An 18,820-nucleotide genomic window follows, 5' to 3' on the forward strand; every position below is an offset into this window, starting at 1 on the left:
TGCCCGGCTCGCATTAAAGGATGCCGACGGTGCGCAATTGCATCGCATTCTAATAGCGCCGACAATATCTGTTAACTGGATTATTAAGATAAGGGTTATCGGTTATATCGATATGCGATTTACTCTTCGTCAACTGCAAGTCTTCGTCGCTGTCGCCCAGCAGGAGAGCGTGTCCCGTGCTGCGGGCCTGCTCAACCTGTCGCAATCGGCCGCCAGCACTTCCATCACCGAACTGGAGCGCCAGTCCAGCTGCCAGCTGTTCGATCGCGCCGGCAAACGCCTGAGCCTCAACGCCCTCGGCAAACAGTTGTTGCCGCAAGCGGTGGCCCTGCTCGATCAGGCCAAGGAAATCGAGGACCTGCTCAACGGCAAATCCGGTTTCGGCTCGCTGTCGGTGGGCGCGACCCTGACCATTGGCAATTACCTGGCCACCCTGTTGATCGGCGGCTTCATGCAGCGTCACCCGGAAAGCCAGGTAAAGCTGCACGTGCAGAACACTGCCAATATCGTGCAACAGGTGGCGCATTACGAAATTGATCTGGGTCTAATCGAAGGCGATTGCAGCCATCCGGACATCGAAGTGCAGAGCTGGGTCGAGGATGAACTGGTGGTGTTCTGCGCCCCGCAGCATCCACTGGCCAAACGCGGTAGCGCGACGATGGAGGAGTTGACCCACGAAGCGTGGATTCTGCGCGAACAAGGCTCCGGCACCCGCCTGACTTTCGATCAGGCCATGCGTCACCATCGCAGTGCGCTGAACATTCGTCTGGAGCTGGAACACACCGAAGCGATCAAACGCGCCGTGGAATCAGGTTTGGGGATTGGCTGTATTTCGCGCCTGGCGCTGCGTGATGCCTTTCGGCGCGGCAGTCTGGTACCGGTGGAGACGCCGGATCTGGATCTGGCGCGGCAGTTCTACTTCATCTGGCACAAACAGAAGTACCAGACCTCCGCCATGCGCGAGTTTCTCGATCTGTGCCGCGCCTTCACCGCCGGGGTCCAGCGCAGCGACGAGATCGTCCTGCCGACAATCGCTTAAAGCAGAATCACCGCCCACACCAGGGCAATCATGCTCAGTGCCACGAATTGCGCGGCGCTGCCCATGTCCTTGGCATTCTTGGACAGCGGGTGCAGTTCCAGGGAAATGCGGTCGATAGCCGCCTCCACTGCGGAATTCAGCAGCTCGACGATCAGCGCCAGCAGGCACACGGCGATCAGCAACGCCTGCTCGACACGGCTGACATTCAGGAAGAACGTCAGCGGAATCAGTACTACGTTAAGCAGCACCAGCTGACGGAACGCCGCTTCGCCGGTGAAGGCAGCGCGCAGGCCGTCCAGCGAGTAACCGGAAGCGTTGAGGATGCGTTTGAGGCCCGTCTGGCCCTTGAAAGGTGACATAAAATACACAACCGACCAAAAAGAAGTGGGGAAGCTAGTTCAACGAAAGTCAAAAAAGCGTGAAGAGGCCTGGTATTACTGGCTCGGAATTGACTCAAGTTGTTGCAAGAGTAAAGCCGCCTGGGTGCGGGTCCGCACGTTCAGCTTGCGAAAGATCGCCGTGACGTGGGCCTTGATGGTCGCTTCCGATACGCTCAACTCATAAGCAATCTGCTTGTTGAGCAAGCCTTCGCAGACCATGGTCAGCACCCGGAACTGCTGGGGCGTAAGGCTCGCCAGGCCATCGCTGGCAGCCTTGGCCTCGTCGGAAACACTGACGGCCTCGAACGCCTGGGGCGGCCAGAACACATCGCCGTCCAACACTTTGCGTACCGCTTCCTGAATCACGCTCAGGTCGCTCGACTTGGGAATGAAACCGCTGGCACCGAACTCCCGCGACTTGACCATCACCGAAGCTTCTTCCTGCGCCGAGACCATCACCACCGGAATCTGCGGGTACTGTCCGCGCAACATCACCAGCCCGGAAAACCCGAAAGCGCCCGGCATGTTCAGGTCCAGCAGCACCAGATCCCAGTCGGCCTTCTCGGTCAGGCGCGCCTCCAGCTCGGCGATGCTCGCCACTTCCACCATTCGTACATCCGGACCAAGGCCCATCGTCACCGCTTGATGCAGTGCGCTACGAAAAAGAGGGTGATCATCGGCAATCAGGATGTCGTATGTGGCCATTTTTCAAATGATCCTGTTTTTGATGGCAGACCCGATGCATTCGGGACTCGCCAAGGCAACTCAAGATGCCGACGCTTGTGCGGCGGCATCCACAGGGGCACGTTCAACGCCAATCACGGACAAAAACGGCGTTTCAAACCTTGGCCGTACCCCAATCGGCGCCAAGCATGCCCAGCGAAGCCGGGGTGGTCAAGCAACACGGCCACTGCTTTAGCAGTATGGGCCAGGATCAGGCCGGCACCGGCTGCGGGTTTGCTATAAAAGGCAACAACTCGGCATGGGCCGGTGTCGATACATTCACCTCAAGCTGCTGCTTGGCGCCCAGGTAATGCTGGCTGAACACATCGAAATAGGCGTCCAGCGCCGAGGCGGCATCCGTATCACCTGCCAGTTCCAGGCACAGCGCCGCGACTTCGGCGGTGCACAGGTGCTCGCTGCGGGTCGAGCGGCGCAGGCGATAACGCGACAGCTTGTCGGGCAGCAGACTGAGGATCGGCAGGCGATCGAAGTACGGGCTCTTGCGGAAGATCTTGCGCGCCTCGGTCCAGGTCGCGTCCAGCAAAATGAACAGCGGACGCTTGCTGCTATCGAGATCCACGGTATTGGTCACCCGCGACGGCTCGACGTACTCGCCGGGAAACACCAGATACGGCTGCCATTGCGGGTCGTTCAACAGCGCCAGCAGTTGCTCGTCCGGTTCGGTCCGCGACCAGATGAAGGCGTGATTGTCCCGCACGATGTCGGCGATCAACCAGCCTGTGTTGCTTGGCTTGAACACTTCCTTGCCGGTCATGATCAGGCAGACACCGGAGCGGGTTTCAACGGTCGGGCGCCAGGCGCACAGGCAATGGCTGATGATTACCCGGCAGTCGCGGCAACGCTCGGAGCGAAAACCACGGGCCTGGATCGGCTTGATTCCCTCGTCCTCGCGCTGATCGCGCAGGCGGGCCACGGCGTTGGGGGCATGGTTCATTGCGGGCGACGCCGACTGACAGGAAAACTCGACACGAACAACTCTCGGCAAGGCAATAAAGGCCGGCAGTTTATCAGAGCAACGAGCACAAGCCTGTACCCTCCCGACCGGCTCCCCTATAATTCGCCGCCACTGAACGCACAGCCCCGGGGCTGGTCGAACCACCAGTCACTGAATCAGGAGAGTTTCATGCTGCGCCTTATCGTTCCTACCGCGGCCATCGCGCTGGCGTTGTCCTTCAGCGTACAGGCTGCGTCCCTGAAAGAGCAGAACCTGAACAAAGAGCTGCAAAACGTCGCTGCACAAAGCAGCGTCGGCACGCCACGGGCGATCAACGAAGACATCCTCGATCAGGGTTACACCGTCGAAGGCACCACGCTGATCAACCACCTGAGCGTCCAGGCAAGTCATGCCGACAAGATGCGTGCCGATCCCAAGGCCGTGTATTTCCAGCTGGGTGCTTCGGTCTGCAACAACCCGTCGTACCGCAAGTTGATGGCCAAAGGGGCCGTCATGCGTTATGACTTCAGCGAAGTGAAGACCAACAGGGCCATCGGTTCGGCCAGTTATCAGGAATCGGACTGCCCGAAAGCGGCTCCGGCGAAGAAAAAGTAATCATCGCGAATTGGCGCGCCGCTGTTCATCCTCGGCGCGCAGTTCGGCCAGTAAAGCCTGCAGATAGCGCGAGCGGCGCTCCCCTCCCGAAAGACGTCGGCAGCACTCCTCTTCGAGACTCACATGATTGGTCTCGGCCGATGCCTTCAACATTCGATACAGTTGTGTATCGATCTCCAGAATGACTCTGGTCATGTGTCCTGCCTCCTTGCCACCCGCAAATCCTTGAATCGCATGCACCTTGCGTACGCTCGCTGACGCAAAGTTGTCGTACGGCGCCTTTAACTTAGTAAATCAGAGCATTTTGCCCTCGGTGCGACATCGGACGAGCGGTGAAAGCACTTCGCAAAACGACAATAAGCAGTTGCCAGGCAAGACTTTGTGGCGCAATGCTGGATGCAGCGAAAAATGCTTCGAGGGTCTAGATTCAAAGTATTCACGTTGATCACTTCACGGCAGGAAAGGAGCTGCCGGGCGTTTGTTTTTTCTTGCAGCGCGGCACTGACGCCGCACGTCAGGGCCGAAGGCTCTGTGCAGAAGGAGAAGTTGCATGCCTTACCAACCGAATGACCTGCTCAGCCGTCATTTTCAGGAAAGCGGCCACGACCTCACCGGCAAGGTCGAAGAACAACTCAACCTGGTTTCACCCAACAGTCCGAATATTCCCATCTACCGCGACATGATCCTGACCGTGCTGCGCATGGCCCAGGAAGACCACAATCGCTGGAACGCCAAGATCACCCTGCAAGCCCTGCGGGAGCTGGAGCAGGCGTTCCGCACGCTCGAGCAGTTCAGGGGCCGGCGCAAGGTCACCGTATTCGGCTCGGCGCGCACCCCCGTCGAGCATCCGCTGTACGCCATGGCCCGTGAACTGGGCGCAGCCCTGACGAGATCGGACATGATGGTCATTACCGGTGCCGGCGGTGGAATCATGGCGGCTGCCCATGAAGGAGCGGGCCGCGACAACAGCCTGGGATTCAACATCACCCTGCCCTTCGAACAGCATGCCAATCCCACCGTGAATGGCACCGGCAATCTGCTGCCGTTTCACTTTTTCTTCACGCGCAAACTGTTCTTCGTCAAAGAAGCCGACGCGTTGGTGCTGTGCCCCGGTGGCTTCGGTACGCTGGACGAAGCACTGGAAGTCCTGACCCTGATCCAGACCGGCAAGAGCCCACTGGTGCCGGTGGTATTGCTGGATGTGCCGGGGGGCACGTTCTGGCAAGGAGCACTGGATTTCATCCGCCAGCAACTGGAGGAAAACCGCTACATCCTGCCAACCGATCTGAAACTGATGCGGCTGGTCTACAGCGTTGATGAGGCGGTGGAACAGATCAATCAGTTCTACGGCAACTTCCATTCCAGCCGCTGGCTCAAGCGCCAGTTTGTCATTCGCATGAACCACAAACTGAGCGATCAGGCCCTTGATCATATGCAGGAAGCCTTTGCCGATCTGTGTCTGAGTGACCGGTTCCATCAACACGCCTACAGTGGCGAGGAACACGACGAGGCGCAATACAGTCATCTGGTCCGGCTGGCTTTCGCCTTCAACGCCCGGGATCACGGGCGCCTGCGTGAGCTGGTGGATTTCATCAACCTGCCGGAAAACTGGGCCCAGTCCAGGCCTCAAACGACGCAGCACAACCGCGAACCGTCGAAGGTAATCTGAAGGCAAAAAAAAACGGCCCGCTATCGAAATAGCGGGCCGTTTTTTATTGAATCGTTTTAATCGTCCATCCCTCTGCCGCTGAACAAGCGGTTGATCATCTCCATTGAGAACCCCCTGTATGCCAGAAACCGGCCTTGCCTGGCTCGCTCCTTGGCGTCGACGGGAAGTTGTCCAGAGAACTTCCTTTGCCACGTGTCTGTTAGCTGTTCCTGCCAACTGATACCGCTCTCGCGCAAGGCAAGTTCGATATCGGCACGCTGCAGGCCGCGCTGGCTGAGTTCTTCTCGAATCCGCAACGGGCCATAGCCTGAACGGGCGCGGTAAGAAACAAAGCTTTCCAGATAACGGGCTTCGGAAAGCAGGCCTTCTTCCGTCAATCGGTCGAGGGCTGTTTCGATCATCTCGGGTGGAGCGCCACGCTGACGCAGCTTACGCGTCAGCTCGACTCGACCGTGCTCGCGGCGTGCGAGCAGGTCCATGGCAGTTCGCCGCACCGCGACGAGGGTATCGAGTACGGCGGTTGTCATCGGTGCAATCAGATGTCAGCGTCAGCCAGGTCATCTTCGGTCTCTTTGACCGCAGAAGCCTTGGAATCAGCGATCACGGCTGGCGACAGCAGCTTGTCACGCAGTTGCTTCTCGAGCTTGGCCGCGACTTCCGGGTTGTCTGCCAGGAACTTGGCCGAGTTGGCCTTGCCCTGACCGATCTTGGTGCCTTCATAGGCATACCAGGCGCCGGACTTCTCGACGAAACCGTGCAGCACGCCCAAGTCGATCATCTCGCCGTTCAGGTAGATACCCTTGCCGTAGAGAATCTGGAACTCGGCCTGACGGAACGGCGAAGCTACCTTGTTCTTCACGACCTTGACGCGGGTTTCGCTACCAACCACTTCGTCGCCTTCCTTCACCGCGCCGGTACGGCGGATGTCGAGACGAACCGAGGCGTAGAACTTCAACGCGTTACCACCGGTGGTGGTTTCCGGGCTGCCGAACATCACGCCGATCTTCATGCGGATCTGGTTGATGAAGATTACCAGGCAGTTGGCATTCTTGATGTTACCGGTGATTTTACGCAGCGCCTGGGACATCAGACGGGCTTGCAGGCCCACGTGCATGTCACCCATTTCGCCTTCGATTTCAGCCTTCGGCACCAGGGCGGCCACGGAGTCGACGATGATCACGTCAACGGCGTTGGAGCGCACCAGCATGTCGGTGATTTCCAGGGCCTGCTCGCCGGTATCCGGCTGGGAAACCAGCAGGTCGTCGACATTGACGCCCAGCTTGCCGGCATACTCAGGGTCGAGGGCGTGTTCAGCGTCGACGAAGGCGCAGGTCGCGCCGGCTTTTTGAGCCTGGGCGATCACGGACAGCGTCAGTGTGGTTTTACCGGAAGATTCAGGACCGTAGATTTCAACAATACGACCTTTTGGCAGGCCGCCGATGCCGAGCGCGATGTCCAGACCCAGAGAGCCGGTGGAAATGGCCGGGATCGCCTGACGATCCTGATCGCCCATACGCATTACGGCACCCTTGCCGAATTGACGTTCGATCTGACCCAGGGCCGCAGCCAAGGCTTTCTTCTTGTTGTCGTCCATTAAAGTCCTCACGTAATCAATAAGGCCTGACGGCCAACACCTGTATAAGTAGCCAGTATTATTCCACAGCGTTCGCGGATCGCCTACCCCTGATTTTCGATTTCTCGTGCCGCTAGTCGCAAGAGCCCCTCTAGCGCGGCCTTCACCGTTTGTCGGCGGACTTCATCGCGGTTGCCGGGGAAGTGCTGAACCTCGCTGGAAACCGCATCACCCACACCCCAGGCCAGCCACACCGTGCCCACCGGCTTGTTCGGTGAACCGCCGTCCGGCCCGGCGATACCGCTGACCGCTACGGCAAAACGCGCTCGACTGTGTTTCTGCGCACCGCGCACCATGGCTTCGACCACTTCGCGACTCACGGCACCCACCGTGCCGAACAGTTCGGCGGGGACATTCAGTTGCTGGGTTTTCTGTCGGTTGGAGTACGTCACGTAGCCGGCCTCGAACCACGCCGAACTCCCCGGAATGCGGGTGATGGCTTCGGCAATCCCGCCACCGGTGCAGGACTCGGCCGTAGTGACGTGGGCATTGAGCAACTGCAGACGTCGGCCAAGTTCGGCCGCCAGTTGAGTGATTTCTTTCACGGCGCGCTCCGGATCGGATGGAATGGGTACCACCGTACACGAGCCGGTTGCGCTTTCAATACACAAGCTTATTCAAAATGTGCAGGCGCCAGCGCCCTGATATAGGCCTGACAGGCCTGCAAGGCAATCAGTCCGCGGTCGCCTTCGCCGGTGATGGCGACAATTCGTCGAGCATGCGCCGGGTCAAGTCGGGCGCGTACGGCTGCATGATCCACGCTGCTGGCGCCGGTGGAGGCTGGCACACCGCAGCCTTGGGCAGCGTCGCCTGCGTCGATGAGGACTGACAGGCGCAGATCAGCAGTGGCAAGACGATCGCGCAGGCGATCCTGATCACGTTGGGCATCGTTCAGTGCTCGGTAGTGGGTTTGTTCACTGGCCGCGAGCCGTTGCTCCAGGGCCAGACGCTTGTTCTGCTCGGCCTTCTGCGCCGAGGCGGCAGCCTGAGTCAGTTGATTGAGGGTTTCGGCATGCTGTCGGGCCTGCTCGGCCAGTTGGCGGCCGTAGCGCCAGTCCTGAAACTGCCAGGCCAGCTCCGCCGAACCTGCGGCCAGCAGCACCATGCCCACTAGCCGCCAGACGCTCAGACCGAAGGCAGGCATAACACCGCCCTCGCCCGCCCCCAGAGTTCCAGGCGATCCTGCAATCCGTTCAACCCGCCGTTGATACGCCGGGTGATGCTGTTGAACTCATCACGGTCGGCCAGCGCGTTCAGGCCGTTCTGCGCCCAGAACCACGCCGCGGATTCGGCCGCCCATTGCGGTTGTTCCAGCAGTTCCGGCAGCGCCAGCAAGCGCTCGTCACCGAACAGCCCGAGGCTGCACTGGCGATAGTTGGTGCGGCCGGTGATCTGGATCAGTCCGCGCCCTCGATACTTCTGCCCGTCGCCATCGGCCTCGGGCGTGTTACCCAGACGCAAGGCCAGCGTACCGGTGTCGTACTTGCTCAGGTATTGGTTGTTACCCAGCTCGCGCACGTACTGCAACTGCCCCGACTCGTGTCCGATTTGCGCGAGAAACGCCGCCACGCGCTTGGGCGTGTCGATACGATGGCGAGACATGGCATCGTTGAGTGCAGAAACAAAAACGCCCGCTTGGCGGCGGGCGTTGGGCATGATGGTGAGTAGGTTGTCTTCAGTAATTTGCATAATGCTCGATCCTCCCTGGATACGCCGATTGAATCACGGTTGGCGACCAACGCCCCCCAGCCATTTTTTTGCCAGAGTTGTCAGGGTGCTGTTCGGTGCAGATTCCTCAAATGCTTCATTCGAGGGCAACACCTGGCCACCGGACAACAGCCACGCTTGATATTCCAGCCAATCCCGATTGGCAGGATCCTGTGGAACATATGCCAGGTCGCTCAGACGAAGAACGCCGTTGGCGGTCAATTGATAACTCATGGTTTCTCCTAAAATTCGGCGTCGGCAGTCCATTCGATCTGCAAGGTCTGACCGGGCAAGCTGCCGACCGGGGTAACGGTGGCAAACGAAATGGCACGCTCCGTCAATCCCTGCACAATACTGCCGGTACATGGCCCCACGGACTGATTCCACACCTGATTGCTGGTATTGCCAGGGCAATACATGACGACGGTAGGTAACACCCTCTTTTGCACCAACATGCCTGTCGTCATCGCGAACTGACCGCTATTGGCAGGCGCCGCTTGCGTGAACGTTGAAATGCAGGTGCTAGAGCCATTGTTCGCCCGTACCGGCAACGAAGTGGCAAAGGACTTCTCGAAGTAACGCTGGCAAAGCATCAACTCTTCAGCCACTGGACGATACTCGAAAGGTGTGGATACCGGTCCTTCCTCCATTTGGATCTGCGCCAGATCCACGGTCTGCAGCACATTCAAAGGCAGGTCAAACGCAAGCCTCAGAAAGTTGCTGGCGCCCAGCATTTTCCCGGCAATGCCCGAGACTTGAAACGTTGCGCTGTACTTCTTCCACGATGTGCCCAACTGGAAAACATCGATGGTTCTTTCAACAGATTCGGAGCCTGCAGAACCGAAGTTCTGAGTAACCGACACTCTTAATGGCCGGGCCGCATCGGACCGGGCCCAGAATGTAACGGTGGCGTTTTTACCTGCCAGGGTTCGTACCGACTCAATAGCTTGGGAGATTCTGTGTACGGTGGCTCCGGCTCCCGCCTGGGTTTGTTGCCACCGCAGGAAAAACCGCGGCTCGTCGGCGACTTCCGTTTGACCGGGTGCAAAACCCTGCTGAGATATGGCGACTCCTGCACTGCCATTCCAGTCGCAACGAAAACGATCAGCCACATAGCCGCCAATGTTTGGCCCGAGGTTGGTTGGACCGCGTTGCCAGATATCAAACCCGCCATTGATCAGTACGTTCCGGCGATACACCTGCACCGGAAATTGTTGCAGCGGATCGGGCTTTGCCAATTGACGAATTGCCTGCGCCAATTGATCGGTCTGCTGCTCGTCAGGCTTAAGGCCTGCGGCGGTAATCGCGCCGAGAATTTCCTGAGTAACGCTGTTGCCCCAGCTCGCAGGTATCAACGATCCAGGGGTGCCGGCGATCGCGTCTTCGTCGACGAATCTGCCGTCGACCAGACCTGACCCAGGGACACTTTTGGGGTAGTCCATAATGATTTTCCTTGATAGTCCGGTGTTGCCGCATCGGGCAATCCGCTCAGTTGTTTGCTCGCAGCACACCTTCCAGCCAATCCGGCTCTAGCGGACGCGAACGCGCATCCGGAAACTCCGGATCATTGGGCCAGTCGCGCAGGTCCTGTCGGTAGGCGAGCAGTTGTTTGAATTCTTCGGCGCGCAGTGTGGTGCCCTCGCCGATTTCCAGCTCTTCGGCATCGCGAAGAACCAGCCACTGAGTGCGATCCAATACCTTGTCTCGCCAGGCCCGTTCTGTGGCATCAAGAGTTTGTTCAGCCAGTAGCACCCGTTCCGGGCGTCCGTTGGCAGTCAGGCCAAGCACGGTTCCTTTTGGAGCGTTCGAGACCAGCGCGCAATACTCGCCTTCGCTTAATTCAAACGCGTCCGCGGGGATGTTGGTGCCGTGTAGATCGGAGTGATAAAAGCCGGAAGTGGCCGGAGAAAAGTAATACATACTCAATATCCTATTCCGATGACACGAGCGGCAATGGAGCCTGACGGCCATTCAGGACAACGAACATTGATGCCTGCCTGCCGACTCACGGTCGCGTTGTTGTTCCAGATCAGCTGCGTTCCGGCTGCCGTGCCTTCATGGGTAGCGACTGCAAGGAACAGTGCGTTGGGAAAGACCAGCGGCCATAGGTTCAGATCGCCGTAACCGTTATTCCCCGCCTGGCTGGCCCCCCCGGTGATCCACTGGATAATCACTCCACCCATCCACGAGGGGAAAACGACGTAACCCGATGCCCCCAGCCTCACCATGAACCCGAGCCTGAGTTTTTTAGGGGTCACGACAGAGGTGTCACTGACACCGGCGTTGACCTCTGCCTGAGAAGCAACTTTTGCAATCCCCATCAGCGACTCTGTCGCCTGTTGCATCTTTTTCGCTATGGATTGAAACACTCGTAACGGCGTCATCAACCGGTTGTTGCTGATCCCCGCCTCAGCGTCTTCCTGACTGGCCAGACTGTCGCTTTGCTTCTTCGAGATCAGCGTATCGATTGCCGCCCTGAGCTGAGTGTTATCACTTTCATCGGCGGCCGTCCCTGCGCTCTTGATGACTTCAAGAATCTCTTGCGTCACGCCATTTCCCCAACTCGCCGGAATCAACGAACCTGGTGTTCCGGTCAGAGGGTTTTCGTCAACAAACCTGCCATTCACCAAACCTGCGCTGGGAATGTTTTTTGGATAATCCATTACCTGTCTCCTGAATGTGAATACATCGGCATCCGGTTGCGTCAGGCAGAAACTGCCGTGAACCCTGCTGGCTCCGCCGGCCGTTCAGCGAAGGTCTGAAACGGGCTCGCGGCAGGATCATTGGCTCACCGATTTCAACGTTGACGCCCTCGGGCACCGGAACCATCGCCGCGACAAACTCAGGCGCGAAGAGTTGGTCGATCGCGTAGATGCTGTTCCCTGTGCTGCAATCAGTTGGTTACGCTTGCGCCGGGCACCGTCGGCCAAGTGACTTCGCCGGGAAAGCCGGCCTGTTTTTCGATGCGGTTCAGCTCCACGCTGTAGAGCTTCCATTCGAGCAATTGCAGTTGCTCTTCGTGGCTGGCATCGCCGATGTCTTCGGCGTATTGCAGGGGGGCGATGCGCAGGACGGCGTCGCGCAGCAGCGTGTCGCGTTGATTGAGGACTTTGGTAGTGAGATCCGACCGGTGTCGTTGCTCATCGAGCACCCACCCGTTGTCCTGCCAGACATGAAACTCGTCCGGGCAAGGTTGCGCGGTGAACTCATCCGTCAGCGCACCCAATTCGCTCCAGGTCTGCTGGGCACCGTTGTCCTTGCGGTACACGATGCCGCGCAGATCAATCAGTTCACGCGGAACGCCGTTGGACATCGCCCACGTGCGCCCCTGCTCTGCCGCCGGCAACTCGTAAGCCAGTTGAACGGCATTGGCTGGTAATTGAACGCCGATTCCGGGCGTCACGAAAAACTCCACCGGCCCCACCAGGGCGCCAGCGTCATCGACCAGATAATTGAACATTGAAAAAACCTCAGATGACTTTCATGCGGCCGGGATAGGCAACGTTGCGGGGACGGGATGAGAAGGAATACAAAAGCGTGTTGGCCGTATCCATCTGATAGCTGGTGCCGGCAGGGTAGATCGGGCCTCCGTTGGTAGGCGTGGAGTAGGTTTTCGTTTCGTGAGTCTGCGCGCCGACCGCCGCCAGACTGTCAGACCAACGTGAGCCAATGGCTCCCCCGCCCTGAGCCCCCATGGCATACGAGTGCACCGTACCCGCCTGGTTGCTGCCCATCATGCGGCCCGAGTCGACGTTGCGGCCTTCGTCCAGTACGCGCAGGAACTCGCCACGCAACTCCGGGCCTCGAAATGTCAGAGCACCATCACCCGGCGTCCAGTTGCCCTCGTTGCCCACGCGGGTGGCTTCGGTATTGAGCATTCCGGAGCGCTGCGCGTGGTCCCACAGCCAAGGCCATTCGGCACGATTCATCAGCGTGCCGTTCAGCGCACCATATCCACCAGGACTGAGCACGATGGTGGTTTCAAAAAACGGCCGCCCCAGTGGCGTGTTGTCGAAGCGCCCCACAGGCCACCAACTGCCAGCACCGTCGCTGCGCAAATGCCACCAGTCACCGCCGCCCATCAATACGAAGAATGGATAACCACTCGGCGAGAGATGGGTGTGAAAGCGTATGCGGTCAGTGCCGGAGGCCTGGATGACCATACGGTTTCCGCTGTTGTCCACGCGACGAACAATCACGTCACGCACGCCAAGAGCGACGTCGGCGGGAGGCAACAAAAGGGTCAAGGCTCCGGGACTGCCGTCAATCAGCACCAGGCCGAGCTCTTGCGCGGACAATGTTTTGGAAGCCGCCAATCGTGTAATGACTGATCGCATCGGACTGGTGTTGCCGACGATCGACTGAATCGCCTTGTACAACTGAGCTGTATCGGTCTCGGCGGCTGCCAGCCCGGCGCCGGTAATCACGTTGAGAATCTCTTGTGTAACGCTGTTGCCCCACACCGCCGGAATCAACGAACCGGGCGTTCCCGCCACCGGGTTTTCATCGACGAAGCGGCCATCGACCAGGCCGACGCTGGGGACACTTTTTGGGTAATCCATGGGTGCTTGTTCCTCTGTAATGACAAATGAAACGTGGCGGCACGAAGACTTTCGCAACGGCGCTAGCGTTTCTGTTCCTGAAAATAAAAAGCCCACAATGAAGTGGGCTTGGGTGAAGCGAATGGCGATTACGGAGCCGGGTTGGCCGTCAGCTGACGAATGGCCTGCAGCGCCTCATCGGCGGCAGCGCGAGCCTGATCCATCTGGCTCTTGCTCGCGTACGCACGTATCTGGCTCTTGGCTTTCAGGCGCAAGGTGCGCAGGGTCAGAAGGTTCTCGCTGAGTTGGGCAGCCTTGTCGAGGATCTGCTCGGCCGACTGTTTGGCCGACCGGCCCTTGGCAACCCAGGCAGCAACGGACAACGGCACTTCCTTTTTCGGGTAACCGGCGTCCTGATAGGCCTGAGCGTCAATCGCCGCCTGGGCGTACTCGAGGGCTTTGAGCGGGTCACCGGCCAGTGCGGTGCGTGCGCTGTCGGCGACTGCATCGAGATTGACGCACAGACGTTCAGTTTCTTCCTGCTGCAGTGCGGCGACTCTGTCGTCACTCAGTTCCCACTTCTCGCCATCCCAGACATGTGCGGTGGAGGGTTGTGCAGGACGCAAGCCTTCCTCGAACTGATGCAGTTCATGAATGATGATCATCGGATCAACTCCCAGGAAAAATTTACATTGACGGCGGCGGCAAAGTTGACCGCGATGCCGCTGGCGTAATCGGCCGGACCGACGCTCTTGAGCCCCATGCTGAACAGCAATTCGTCACTGGCGGCATTGCCCGCGCCCCAGGTATGTTCGGCCTGATACGCCTGCCACAGTGAGCGCAATTCGTTATGGTCGAAGCTGGCGGTCAATGTCGAAACCGTCGTATCGCTGACCACGTTGCTGGAGAAAATAAGCGCAGCGCCGCCGGCCGTTGCCCAGCCATCCCAGTTGCTGGAGGTGCCCACGGTCGGGTTGAGGAAGCAATAGTTGCCACCCAGCCATCCGCCCGGCGCGAAGTTCACACTGGTGATGCCGGTCGGGTGCGGCGTGGGATTGCCCACCACCAGACGCGCCGCTCGCGCATGTGGATCCAGCGGCAGATACACCACTCCATTGCCATTGACCGTCTGCGTCCACGACAACCGGCTTCGGTTGTAGATCAGCCTGACAGTCGGCACCGAACCGGGGCCGGCGGTGACAACCCAGGCCAGACAGATATCCAGGGGCGTCGACTGGAAGCCACCACCCGCTGCGCCATTTACCGTGCCCTTCAAACCTTCCGGTGTCGCGTCATAGACCGTGCCGCGCTGCGTGTAAAAGGTCAGCGCACCGCCAATCACCTGAGCGCGCAGAAAGTAACCCGAACTCGGCAGCAGGTCGGCACTGCTCCAGGCCTGAGTGGTGAACGTACGCGAACGCCCCAACTGCCCTGCCACGACTTCCTGTCCGAGGCTGACCAATACGCCTGCCGGGATCGATACTCGGCCGCCACTGGTCGACACCGCGGCTGGCGTCACCGCCAGACGCCCGTCCGCTGTGGCCACGGTTGCCGCAGGCAAAGACCCGATCGGCAACGCCGAATCCAGATTCCAGCCCTTGGCCGTCACCGTCTGAATAGCCTGCAACAACTGATCGTATTTCTTCTCGTCCGGGGTCAGATCCCCGGCCTTGATCACATTGATGAGTTCTTGCGTAACGCCGTTGCCCCAGTCAGCGGGGATCAGCGATCCCGGTGTCCCGGTCAGCGGGTTTTCATCGATAAACTTCCCATTCACCAGACCGGCGCTGGGCACACTCTTCGGATAATCCATTGCGTTATTCCCTAGTCATAATTGATGTGCACCCTGGTGTGCGCCGGCGCCGCCCGATGGATCAGGCATTCCAGCGCCGAGCCCGGATTCACGCCAAAGCGCTCGCCCCAATAGCTCGCGCCGAAACGCCGGCCGAGCAGCAGGCGGCCGCCGGTGTTGAGCGTCCACATGAACTGCGCCTCCCAAGTGCCCCAGTGCGCCGCACCGAAGCGCGAACGGCCCATGCGCGGGGCTTCGAGTTCGGTGATGGTGGCATTGGGATAACCCTGGCTTTTGGCGATTTCCAGGTAGTAGCCGACGGCCTGGCTGCCGACCGCCAGCAAGCGGCGGCGCACAGCGAGGCGACGGTCGTCGAACAGCGGCGTGGCGCCGAGGCACGGGTCGGGCAGGTTCATCACCTGCTCCCAGTCCGGCACCAGTTCGCTGACGCCGGCCGGGTCCATCTCGTTGAGCAGGTCGGCGGCGCGGGCATCGAGGCGTGCCAGTTCGACGGCGACGCCTTGCAGCACTTGCTCAAGCTCCGGCACCCGCTCCGGATCCCATGCCGGGCCACTGGGCAGCAATGCGCGAAGCTGCGCCTGATATTGAGCCGCGGATCTTATGCCCCCCATACGCAACCTCCGAAGGTGAGCAGCTCGCTTTTACCGGCAGGCACGTCAGCGGCCGGCGCGGTCAAGGTGTGATCGTACTCACCGCCGGCGCTGCTGATGGCTTCGCGGATATGGCTGATCAGCAACGGCACACCCAGATCGGCTTCACGGTTGTGCAGGTCCCGCAGTTGCGATTCGATGGCAGCGCGCACGGCGGTGGTGTCCGGGTTGACACTCTTGAAGCTGTACACCACCGGCACTTGAATCGGTCGCTGCACATTCACTTGCGCCGTCACCGGACGCAGCGGTTCGATGTAATCCTGAACTTCCGCCAACTGCTCATCGTTGGGCACCGGTTGCGGATCTTCATCACGCATGATGAACACCGTCACCGTGCCCGGCCCGAGCTGGCCGCCCCGGCACCAGGCCCGTGTCACGCCCGGCACTTCCAGTGCCCAGGTTTCATAGTCGCTGGCCGAACCGCCGTGAGGAATGACGCGATAGGACCGGATCACCCGCGAACGCAGCGACTCCAGACTTTCCCGCGCCACGCCGCCGCTGAGGCCCGGCGCCAGCACGACAAAGCTGTTGCCGACCACACCGGTGACCGGCTGCACCGGAGCCAGCGCCAGTCCGGCATCGGCATTACCGAGACTGCCGGCATCCAGCGCCGCAATCGTGGTGGTGTTGCTGCCATTGACGGTAGTGCGCGCGGTGGTGACTCTGTAGGTACGGCCATCGCTCGATTGCAGCAGCGTATCAACGTCCAGCACAGCGCCCGCGGTCGCGGTAAAACTGACGCTGCCGGTAGCGACTTGCGCCGGTTTGCGCGGCTGGTTCAAGCGCAGCGCGGCGATGCGTTCCAGGGTCGATTCGTCGGCGGTGTCGGGCAGGATCTGCTCGGCAATCCAGTCAAGGTAGCCATACAGACCGTAAGCCGCACCACCGACGGTGCGGGCCAGGACTTGCGCATCGGACTGGCGCAGCGAATCGCCGGCCAGGTCGCTTTGAGTGCGCTTGATCAGCACCGGCAGCGAAGGGGTTTCAAACGGCATAAATCACCTGCCAACTGTTATCGGGGTTGATGTCCAGGCGCTCGCCGTCGGCCAGGGTCAGGACCGTGCGCAGGTTCAGGCGCTGGGCGTCGAGGCGTTCGCTGATGATGTCGATGGCGCTGCAATGGCCGTCGTCGATCAGCCATTGCAAGGCTTCGCGGGCATAGAACTCGGCGTCCATCTGGGTCTGGCGGGTCAGCTTGACCCGGCGCAACAGCCACAGCCTTGAGCCGATGCGGTCGTCAGCCACGGTGGGAAAGGTGTCGCCCCACCAGCCGAAACGCTCCTCGTCGTCGAGGGCATCGTCGGCGGCGGAGCGGCGCCAGGTGAACAGGCTGATCAGCACCGAGCGGGTCAGCGCGGCGTGAAGGTTCTGACTGAACAGCATCACTGACCTCCCGCCGGCGCGCCGGTCTGGCCACTGCCCGCCTGCACGCCAACGTGCACGTGCTTGATCTGGCTGATGCCGCCGGCCATTTGATCGCCTTTGGAAACGATCTTGCCGGTCTGGTTGATCACCGGCGTCTCGAAGTTCACGGCGGTGCTGGCGCGGATGTTCAAAGTTGAGGTTTCGATGTCGATGATCCGCCCGCGCCTGAAGTGGATCTTGTCGCCTTCGTCGGTGTAGATCGCCACTTCGCCGGCCGCCAGCGATTGCAGGCGGTAACGGCGGTCGGCGACCACCAGGGCGATGGCGTGGGAACGGTCGCCGCCGAGAAACGTGACGACGCCTTCGGCACCGGCCAGCGGGTGGCTGGTGAAGCCGTAGGGTTCGAAGTGCTCCATGTCGTCGTTCACTTCACCGGCGGTGAGGCGCATTTGCAGCGATTGCAGCTTGGAGGCCGAACTGGCGAGCACGACAGTGCCGCGCGCCAGCAGGCGTGTCAGTAGGCTCATAGGGTTTCCTCTAGACCTCGGCCAGACACTGGCAAACCCTGTGGGAGCGGGCTTGCCCGCGATGGCGGTCGTTCAGGCAAAGATGTGTTGCAGCCACCACAGCTTTCGCGGGCAAGCCCGCTCCCACAGTGTCCGGTGGTGTTTGCAGAACTTGGGCTCAGGTTTTTTTCGGGGGAGTCGGGTTCGCGTCGAAGGTATGCGGTGGCGCTACTTGCAATGTGGTGACCGAGCCTTGCGCCGACAGCGAATACGTCACCTTGGAAATCAGCATGTCTTCATCGAAGCCAAGCACCGGGTCCTTGACCCGCACCAACGTGTTGTGACGCCACAGATCGCCATTGGACTGACGCCAGCCCTGCACCTGATACGTGGTGGTCAGCGCCCGGCCCATACGCGTGGCGCTCTCCCACTGTGCCCGTTGCTGGGCCAGTTCGAACGTCAGTTGCGAGCCTTCGTTGATGATCGTGGTGCGCCGGCGCTTGAAGCTCAGGTCCGTCGCCGTCGATTCAACTTCGCTGACCGCCGCCCCGCTCTTCTTGTCGTTGCCCTTTTGCTGACCGATCACCCGGTACTCGGAAAACACCTGGCTGAAGTCCATCGGTGCATTGGCCGAAAGAATGTTCTTGCCCAGCTCCAGCGCATCGCTGGCGCGGCCAGCGCTGCCGGGTTTGGCGAGCACCAGCCGGCCTTCGGCGTCATCGGTGGAAAACACCCGGTACAGCGAGAGCAGACGGTCGATCGACTGAAACACTGTTTCACCCGGGACGATCGTGTGTTTGCTCAGACGTGCAGTCTCGGGAATTTCGTTGACCACAAACTGCGAGTATTCCCCGGCCAGGGCCTGGACGATGTTCAACAGCGACTGATCCTGCCATTGGCCGGGGATGTTTCGGGCCGCACAATCCACCAGGTCCTGAGTTTTGGAACTGCCTTCGATGCTCAGGCTGATCTGCCGCCCGTCATAACTGATCGGCGCCTTGAACACATAACCGGTGAGCACCAGATCCTGGCCGATCCTCACTTCACAGGGGTCACCGGCCTTGATCCGCTGATCCACGGTCTGCCCCGGCCATTGCCAGGTGATGTCGAGTTTGAAGGTGCGGAACTGGCGCTCCAGGTCCGCGGTGATCTCCACGCTTTTCCAGCCGCCGTATTCCATGCTGTTGACGGTCAGCGTCACGCGGTTGTCAGTCTCGTTCATGA

25 protein-coding genes are annotated in these 18,820 nt (G+C 60.1%); 3 read left to right on the forward strand and 22 right to left on the reverse strand.

Annotation, left to right across the window (positions count from 1 at the left end; all coding sequences use genetic code 11):
• Positions 1 to 112: 112 nt before the first annotated feature.
• Positions 113 to 1,039 carry a LysR family transcriptional regulator gene (locus tag J5M72_RS17985; protein ID WP_085729869.1) on the forward strand — a complete coding sequence of 309 codons (927 nt, stop codon included), beginning with the start codon at positions 113 to 115 and terminating at the stop codon, positions 1,037 to 1,039.
• Here the strand turns inward: J5M72_RS17985 and J5M72_RS17990 are convergent.
• From J5M72_RS17990 to J5M72_RS18000, 3 genes are all read right to left on the reverse strand, one after another.
• Positions 1,036 to 1,398 carry a diacylglycerol kinase gene (locus tag J5M72_RS17990; protein ID WP_003222276.1) on the reverse strand — a complete coding sequence of 121 codons (363 nt, stop codon included), beginning with the start codon at positions 1,396 to 1,398 and terminating at the stop codon, positions 1,036 to 1,038. The genes J5M72_RS17985 and J5M72_RS17990 overlap by 4 nt on opposite strands.
• A 75-nt stretch (positions 1,399 to 1,473) precedes the next feature.
• Positions 1,474 to 2,124 carry a response regulator transcription factor ErdR gene (gene erdR, locus J5M72_RS17995; protein WP_085647827.1) on the reverse strand — a complete coding sequence of 217 codons (651 nt, stop codon included), beginning with the start codon at positions 2,122 to 2,124 and terminating at the stop codon, positions 1,474 to 1,476.
• A 229-nt stretch (positions 2,125 to 2,353) separates the two neighbouring features.
• On the reverse strand, positions 2,354 to 3,097 hold the full coding sequence (locus tag J5M72_RS18000) for a tRNA-uridine aminocarboxypropyltransferase (protein ID WP_085712903.1): 744 nt from the start codon (positions 3,095 to 3,097) through the stop codon (positions 2,354 to 2,356).
• Between the two features lie 189 nt (positions 3,098 to 3,286).
• On the opposite strand from J5M72_RS18000, the gene J5M72_RS18005 reads away from it, so the two are divergent.
• Complete coding sequence (locus tag J5M72_RS18005; protein WP_169429115.1) at positions 3,287 to 3,712, forward strand: PA3611 family quorum-sensing-regulated virulence factor; 426 nt, start codon at positions 3,287 to 3,289, stop codon at positions 3,710 to 3,712.
• Here J5M72_RS18005 and J5M72_RS18010 read toward each other — a convergent pair whose 3' ends face one another.
• On the reverse strand, positions 3,713 to 3,907 hold the full coding sequence (locus tag J5M72_RS18010) for a hypothetical protein (protein ID WP_085712901.1): 195 nt from the start codon (positions 3,905 to 3,907) through the stop codon (positions 3,713 to 3,715). It lies immediately after the preceding gene.
• 355 nt (positions 3,908 to 4,262) lie between these two features.
• On the opposite strand from J5M72_RS18010, the gene J5M72_RS18015 reads away from it, so the two are divergent.
• A complete protein-coding gene (locus J5M72_RS18015; protein WP_169429114.1) occupies positions 4,263 to 5,381 on the forward strand; it encodes a TIGR00730 family Rossman fold protein in 1,119 nt (372 codons plus the stop codon).
• A 56-nt stretch (positions 5,382 to 5,437) separates the two neighbouring features.
• Here the strand turns inward: J5M72_RS18015 and recX are convergent, their stop codons facing one another.
• From recX to J5M72_RS18105, 18 genes are all read right to left on the reverse strand, one after another.
• Positions 5,438 to 5,908, reverse strand: a complete 471-nt coding sequence (gene recX, locus J5M72_RS18020; RefSeq protein WP_096819568.1) for a recombination regulator RecX — start codon at positions 5,906 to 5,908, stop codon at positions 5,438 to 5,440.
• A gap of 8 nt (positions 5,909 to 5,916) precedes the next feature.
• Positions 5,917 to 6,975 carry a recombinase RecA gene (gene recA / locus J5M72_RS18025; protein WP_003222269.1) on the reverse strand — a complete coding sequence of 353 codons (1,059 nt, stop codon included), beginning with the start codon at positions 6,973 to 6,975 and terminating at the stop codon, positions 5,917 to 5,919.
• Positions 6,976 to 7,058: 83 nt separating this feature from the next.
• Positions 7,059 to 7,559: a CinA family protein gene (locus tag J5M72_RS18030; protein WP_085729865.1), complete on the reverse strand. Its 501-nt coding sequence runs from the start codon at positions 7,557 to 7,559 to the stop codon at positions 7,059 to 7,061.
• 68 nt (positions 7,560 to 7,627) lie between these two features.
• Positions 7,628 to 8,158 carry a lysis system i-spanin subunit Rz gene (locus J5M72_RS18035; protein WP_207866684.1) on the reverse strand — a complete coding sequence of 177 codons (531 nt, stop codon included), beginning with the start codon at positions 8,156 to 8,158 and terminating at the stop codon, positions 7,628 to 7,630.
• Positions 8,140 to 8,703, reverse strand: a complete 564-nt coding sequence (locus tag J5M72_RS18040; protein WP_207866685.1) for a glycoside hydrolase family 19 protein — start codon at positions 8,701 to 8,703, stop codon at positions 8,140 to 8,142. The genes J5M72_RS18035 and J5M72_RS18040 overlap by 19 nt, the downstream gene beginning before the upstream one ends.
• A gap of 33 nt (positions 8,704 to 8,736) precedes the next feature.
• Positions 8,737 to 8,955: a hypothetical protein gene (locus tag J5M72_RS18045; RefSeq protein WP_169429111.1), complete on the reverse strand. Its 219-nt coding sequence runs from the start codon at positions 8,953 to 8,955 to the stop codon at positions 8,737 to 8,739.
• Positions 8,956 to 8,963: 8 nt separating this feature from the next.
• Complete coding sequence (locus J5M72_RS18050) at positions 8,964 to 10,163, reverse strand: carbohydrate-binding protein CenC (protein WP_207866686.1); 1,200 nt, start codon at positions 10,161 to 10,163, stop codon at positions 8,964 to 8,966.
• A 46-nt stretch (positions 10,164 to 10,209) separates the two neighbouring features.
• Positions 10,210 to 10,641: a phage tail assembly chaperone gene (locus tag J5M72_RS18055; protein ID WP_169429109.1), complete on the reverse strand. Its 432-nt coding sequence runs from the start codon at positions 10,639 to 10,641 to the stop codon at positions 10,210 to 10,212.
• Between the two features lie 2 nt (positions 10,642 to 10,643).
• Positions 10,644 to 11,384: a hypothetical protein gene (locus J5M72_RS18060; RefSeq protein ID WP_169429108.1), complete on the reverse strand. Its 741-nt coding sequence runs from the start codon at positions 11,382 to 11,384 to the stop codon at positions 10,644 to 10,646.
• Between the two features lie 230 nt (positions 11,385 to 11,614).
• The gene (locus tag J5M72_RS18065; RefSeq protein WP_169429107.1) at positions 11,615 to 12,181 is read right to left on the reverse strand and encodes a tail fiber assembly protein; all 567 of its coding nucleotides are present in this window, start codon (positions 12,179 to 12,181) and stop codon (positions 11,615 to 11,617) included.
• Positions 12,182 to 12,191: 10 nt separating this feature from the next.
• Positions 12,192 to 13,283, reverse strand: a complete 1,092-nt coding sequence (locus J5M72_RS18070; RefSeq protein WP_207866687.1) for a phage tail protein — start codon at positions 13,281 to 13,283, stop codon at positions 12,192 to 12,194.
• A gap of 128 nt (positions 13,284 to 13,411) precedes the next feature.
• The gene (locus J5M72_RS18075) at positions 13,412 to 13,927 is read right to left on the reverse strand and encodes a phage tail protein (protein WP_207866688.1); all 516 of its coding nucleotides are present in this window, start codon (positions 13,925 to 13,927) and stop codon (positions 13,412 to 13,414) included.
• Positions 13,924 to 15,075: a phage tail protein gene (locus J5M72_RS18080; protein ID WP_207866689.1), complete on the reverse strand. Its 1,152-nt coding sequence runs from the start codon at positions 15,073 to 15,075 to the stop codon at positions 13,924 to 13,926. The genes J5M72_RS18075 and J5M72_RS18080 overlap by 4 nt, the downstream gene beginning before the upstream one ends.
• An 11-nt stretch (positions 15,076 to 15,086) precedes the next feature.
• Positions 15,087 to 15,686 carry a putative phage tail protein gene (locus J5M72_RS18085; RefSeq protein WP_169429103.1) on the reverse strand — a complete coding sequence of 200 codons (600 nt, stop codon included), beginning with the start codon at positions 15,684 to 15,686 and terminating at the stop codon, positions 15,087 to 15,089.
• Positions 15,674 to 16,720, reverse strand: a complete 1,047-nt coding sequence (locus J5M72_RS18090; RefSeq protein WP_207866690.1) for a baseplate J/gp47 family protein — start codon at positions 16,718 to 16,720, stop codon at positions 15,674 to 15,676. The genes J5M72_RS18085 and J5M72_RS18090 overlap by 13 nt, the downstream gene beginning before the upstream one ends.
• A complete protein-coding gene (locus J5M72_RS18095; RefSeq protein ID WP_207866691.1) occupies positions 16,710 to 17,108 on the reverse strand; it encodes a phage GP46 family protein in 399 nt (132 codons plus the stop codon). The genes J5M72_RS18090 and J5M72_RS18095 overlap by 11 nt, the downstream gene beginning before the upstream one ends.
• Complete coding sequence (locus J5M72_RS18100) at positions 17,108 to 17,617, reverse strand: phage baseplate assembly protein V (protein ID WP_207866692.1); 510 nt, start codon at positions 17,615 to 17,617, stop codon at positions 17,108 to 17,110. The genes J5M72_RS18095 and J5M72_RS18100 overlap by 1 nt, the downstream gene beginning before the upstream one ends.
• Positions 17,618 to 17,774: 157 nt before the next feature.
• Complete coding sequence (locus tag J5M72_RS18105; protein WP_169429099.1) at positions 17,775 to 18,818, reverse strand: phage baseplate assembly protein; 1,044 nt, start codon at positions 18,816 to 18,818, stop codon at positions 17,775 to 17,777.
• Positions 18,819 to 18,820: the final 2 nt, after the last annotated feature.

The sequence above is a fragment of the Pseudomonas sp. 58(2021) genome, assembly GCF_017491585.1.
Classification (GTDB): domain Bacteria; phylum Pseudomonadota; class Gammaproteobacteria; order Pseudomonadales; family Pseudomonadaceae; genus Aquipseudomonas; species Aquipseudomonas fluorescens_BT.

Coding starts and splice junctions, on each gene's coding strand:
- J5M72_RS18040 (WP_207866685.1), bottom strand. CDS start 8,703: ATGCAAATTACTGAAGACAACCTACTCACCATCATGCCCAACGCCCGC.
- J5M72_RS18080 (WP_207866689.1), bottom strand. CDS start 15,075: ATGGATTATCCGAAGAGTGTGCCCAGCGCCGGTCTGGTGAATGGGAAG.
- recX (WP_096819568.1), bottom strand. CDS start 5,908: ATGACAACCGCCGTACTCGATACCCTCGTCGCGGTGCGGCGAACTGCC.
- J5M72_RS18095 (WP_207866691.1), bottom strand. CDS start 17,108: ATGCTGTTCAGTCAGAACCTTCACGCCGCGCTGACCCGCTCGGTGCTG.
- J5M72_RS18065 (WP_169429107.1), bottom strand. CDS start 12,181: ATGTTCAATTATCTGGTCGATGACGCTGGCGCCCTGGTGGGGCCGGTG.
- J5M72_RS18055 (WP_169429109.1), bottom strand. CDS start 10,641: ATGTATTACTTTTCTCCGGCCACTTCCGGCTTTTATCACTCCGATCTA.
- J5M72_RS18090 (WP_207866690.1), bottom strand. CDS start 16,720: ATGCCGTTTGAAACCCCTTCGCTGCCGGTGCTGATCAAGCGCACTCAA.
- recA (WP_003222269.1), bottom strand. CDS start 6,975: ATGGACGACAACAAGAAGAAAGCCTTGGCTGCGGCCCTGGGTCAGATC.
- erdR (WP_085647827.1), bottom strand. CDS start 2,124: ATGGCCACATACGACATCCTGATTGCCGATGATCACCCTCTTTTTCGT.
- J5M72_RS17985 (WP_085729869.1), top strand. CDS start 113: ATGCGATTTACTCTTCGTCAACTGCAAGTCTTCGTCGCTGTCGCCCAG.
- J5M72_RS18005 (WP_169429115.1), top strand. CDS start 3,287: ATGCTGCGCCTTATCGTTCCTACCGCGGCCATCGCGCTGGCGTTGTCC.
- J5M72_RS18045 (WP_169429111.1), bottom strand. CDS start 8,955: ATGAGTTATCAATTGACCGCCAACGGCGTTCTTCGTCTGAGCGACCTG.
- J5M72_RS18000 (WP_085712903.1), bottom strand. CDS start 3,097: ATGAACCATGCCCCCAACGCCGTGGCCCGCCTGCGCGATCAGCGCGAG.
- J5M72_RS18070 (WP_207866687.1), bottom strand. CDS start 13,283: ATGGATTACCCAAAAAGTGTCCCCAGCGTCGGCCTGGTCGATGGCCGC.
- J5M72_RS17990 (WP_003222276.1), bottom strand. CDS start 1,398: ATGTCACCTTTCAAGGGCCAGACGGGCCTCAAACGCATCCTCAACGCT.
- J5M72_RS18050 (WP_207866686.1), bottom strand. CDS start 10,163: ATGGACTACCCCAAAAGTGTCCCTGGGTCAGGTCTGGTCGACGGCAGA.
- J5M72_RS18075 (WP_207866688.1), bottom strand. CDS start 13,927: ATGATCATCATTCATGAACTGCATCAGTTCGAGGAAGGCTTGCGTCCT.
- J5M72_RS18085 (WP_169429103.1), bottom strand. CDS start 15,686: ATGGGGGGCATAAGATCCGCGGCTCAATATCAGGCGCAGCTTCGCGCA.
- J5M72_RS18105 (WP_169429099.1), bottom strand. CDS start 18,818: ATGAACGAGACTGACAACCGCGTGACGCTGACCGTCAACAGCATGGAA.
- J5M72_RS18010 (WP_085712901.1), bottom strand. CDS start 3,907: ATGACCAGAGTCATTCTGGAGATCGATACACAACTGTATCGAATGTTG.
- J5M72_RS18100 (WP_207866692.1), bottom strand. CDS start 17,617: ATGAGCCTACTGACACGCCTGCTGGCGCGCGGCACTGTCGTGCTCGCC.
- J5M72_RS18015 (WP_169429114.1), top strand. CDS start 4,263: ATGCCTTACCAACCGAATGACCTGCTCAGCCGTCATTTTCAGGAAAGC.
- J5M72_RS18035 (WP_207866684.1), bottom strand. CDS start 8,158: ATGCCTGCCTTCGGTCTGAGCGTCTGGCGGCTAGTGGGCATGGTGCTG.
- J5M72_RS18060 (WP_169429108.1), bottom strand. CDS start 11,384: ATGGATTATCCAAAAAACATTCCCAGCGCAGGTTTGGTGAATGGCAGG.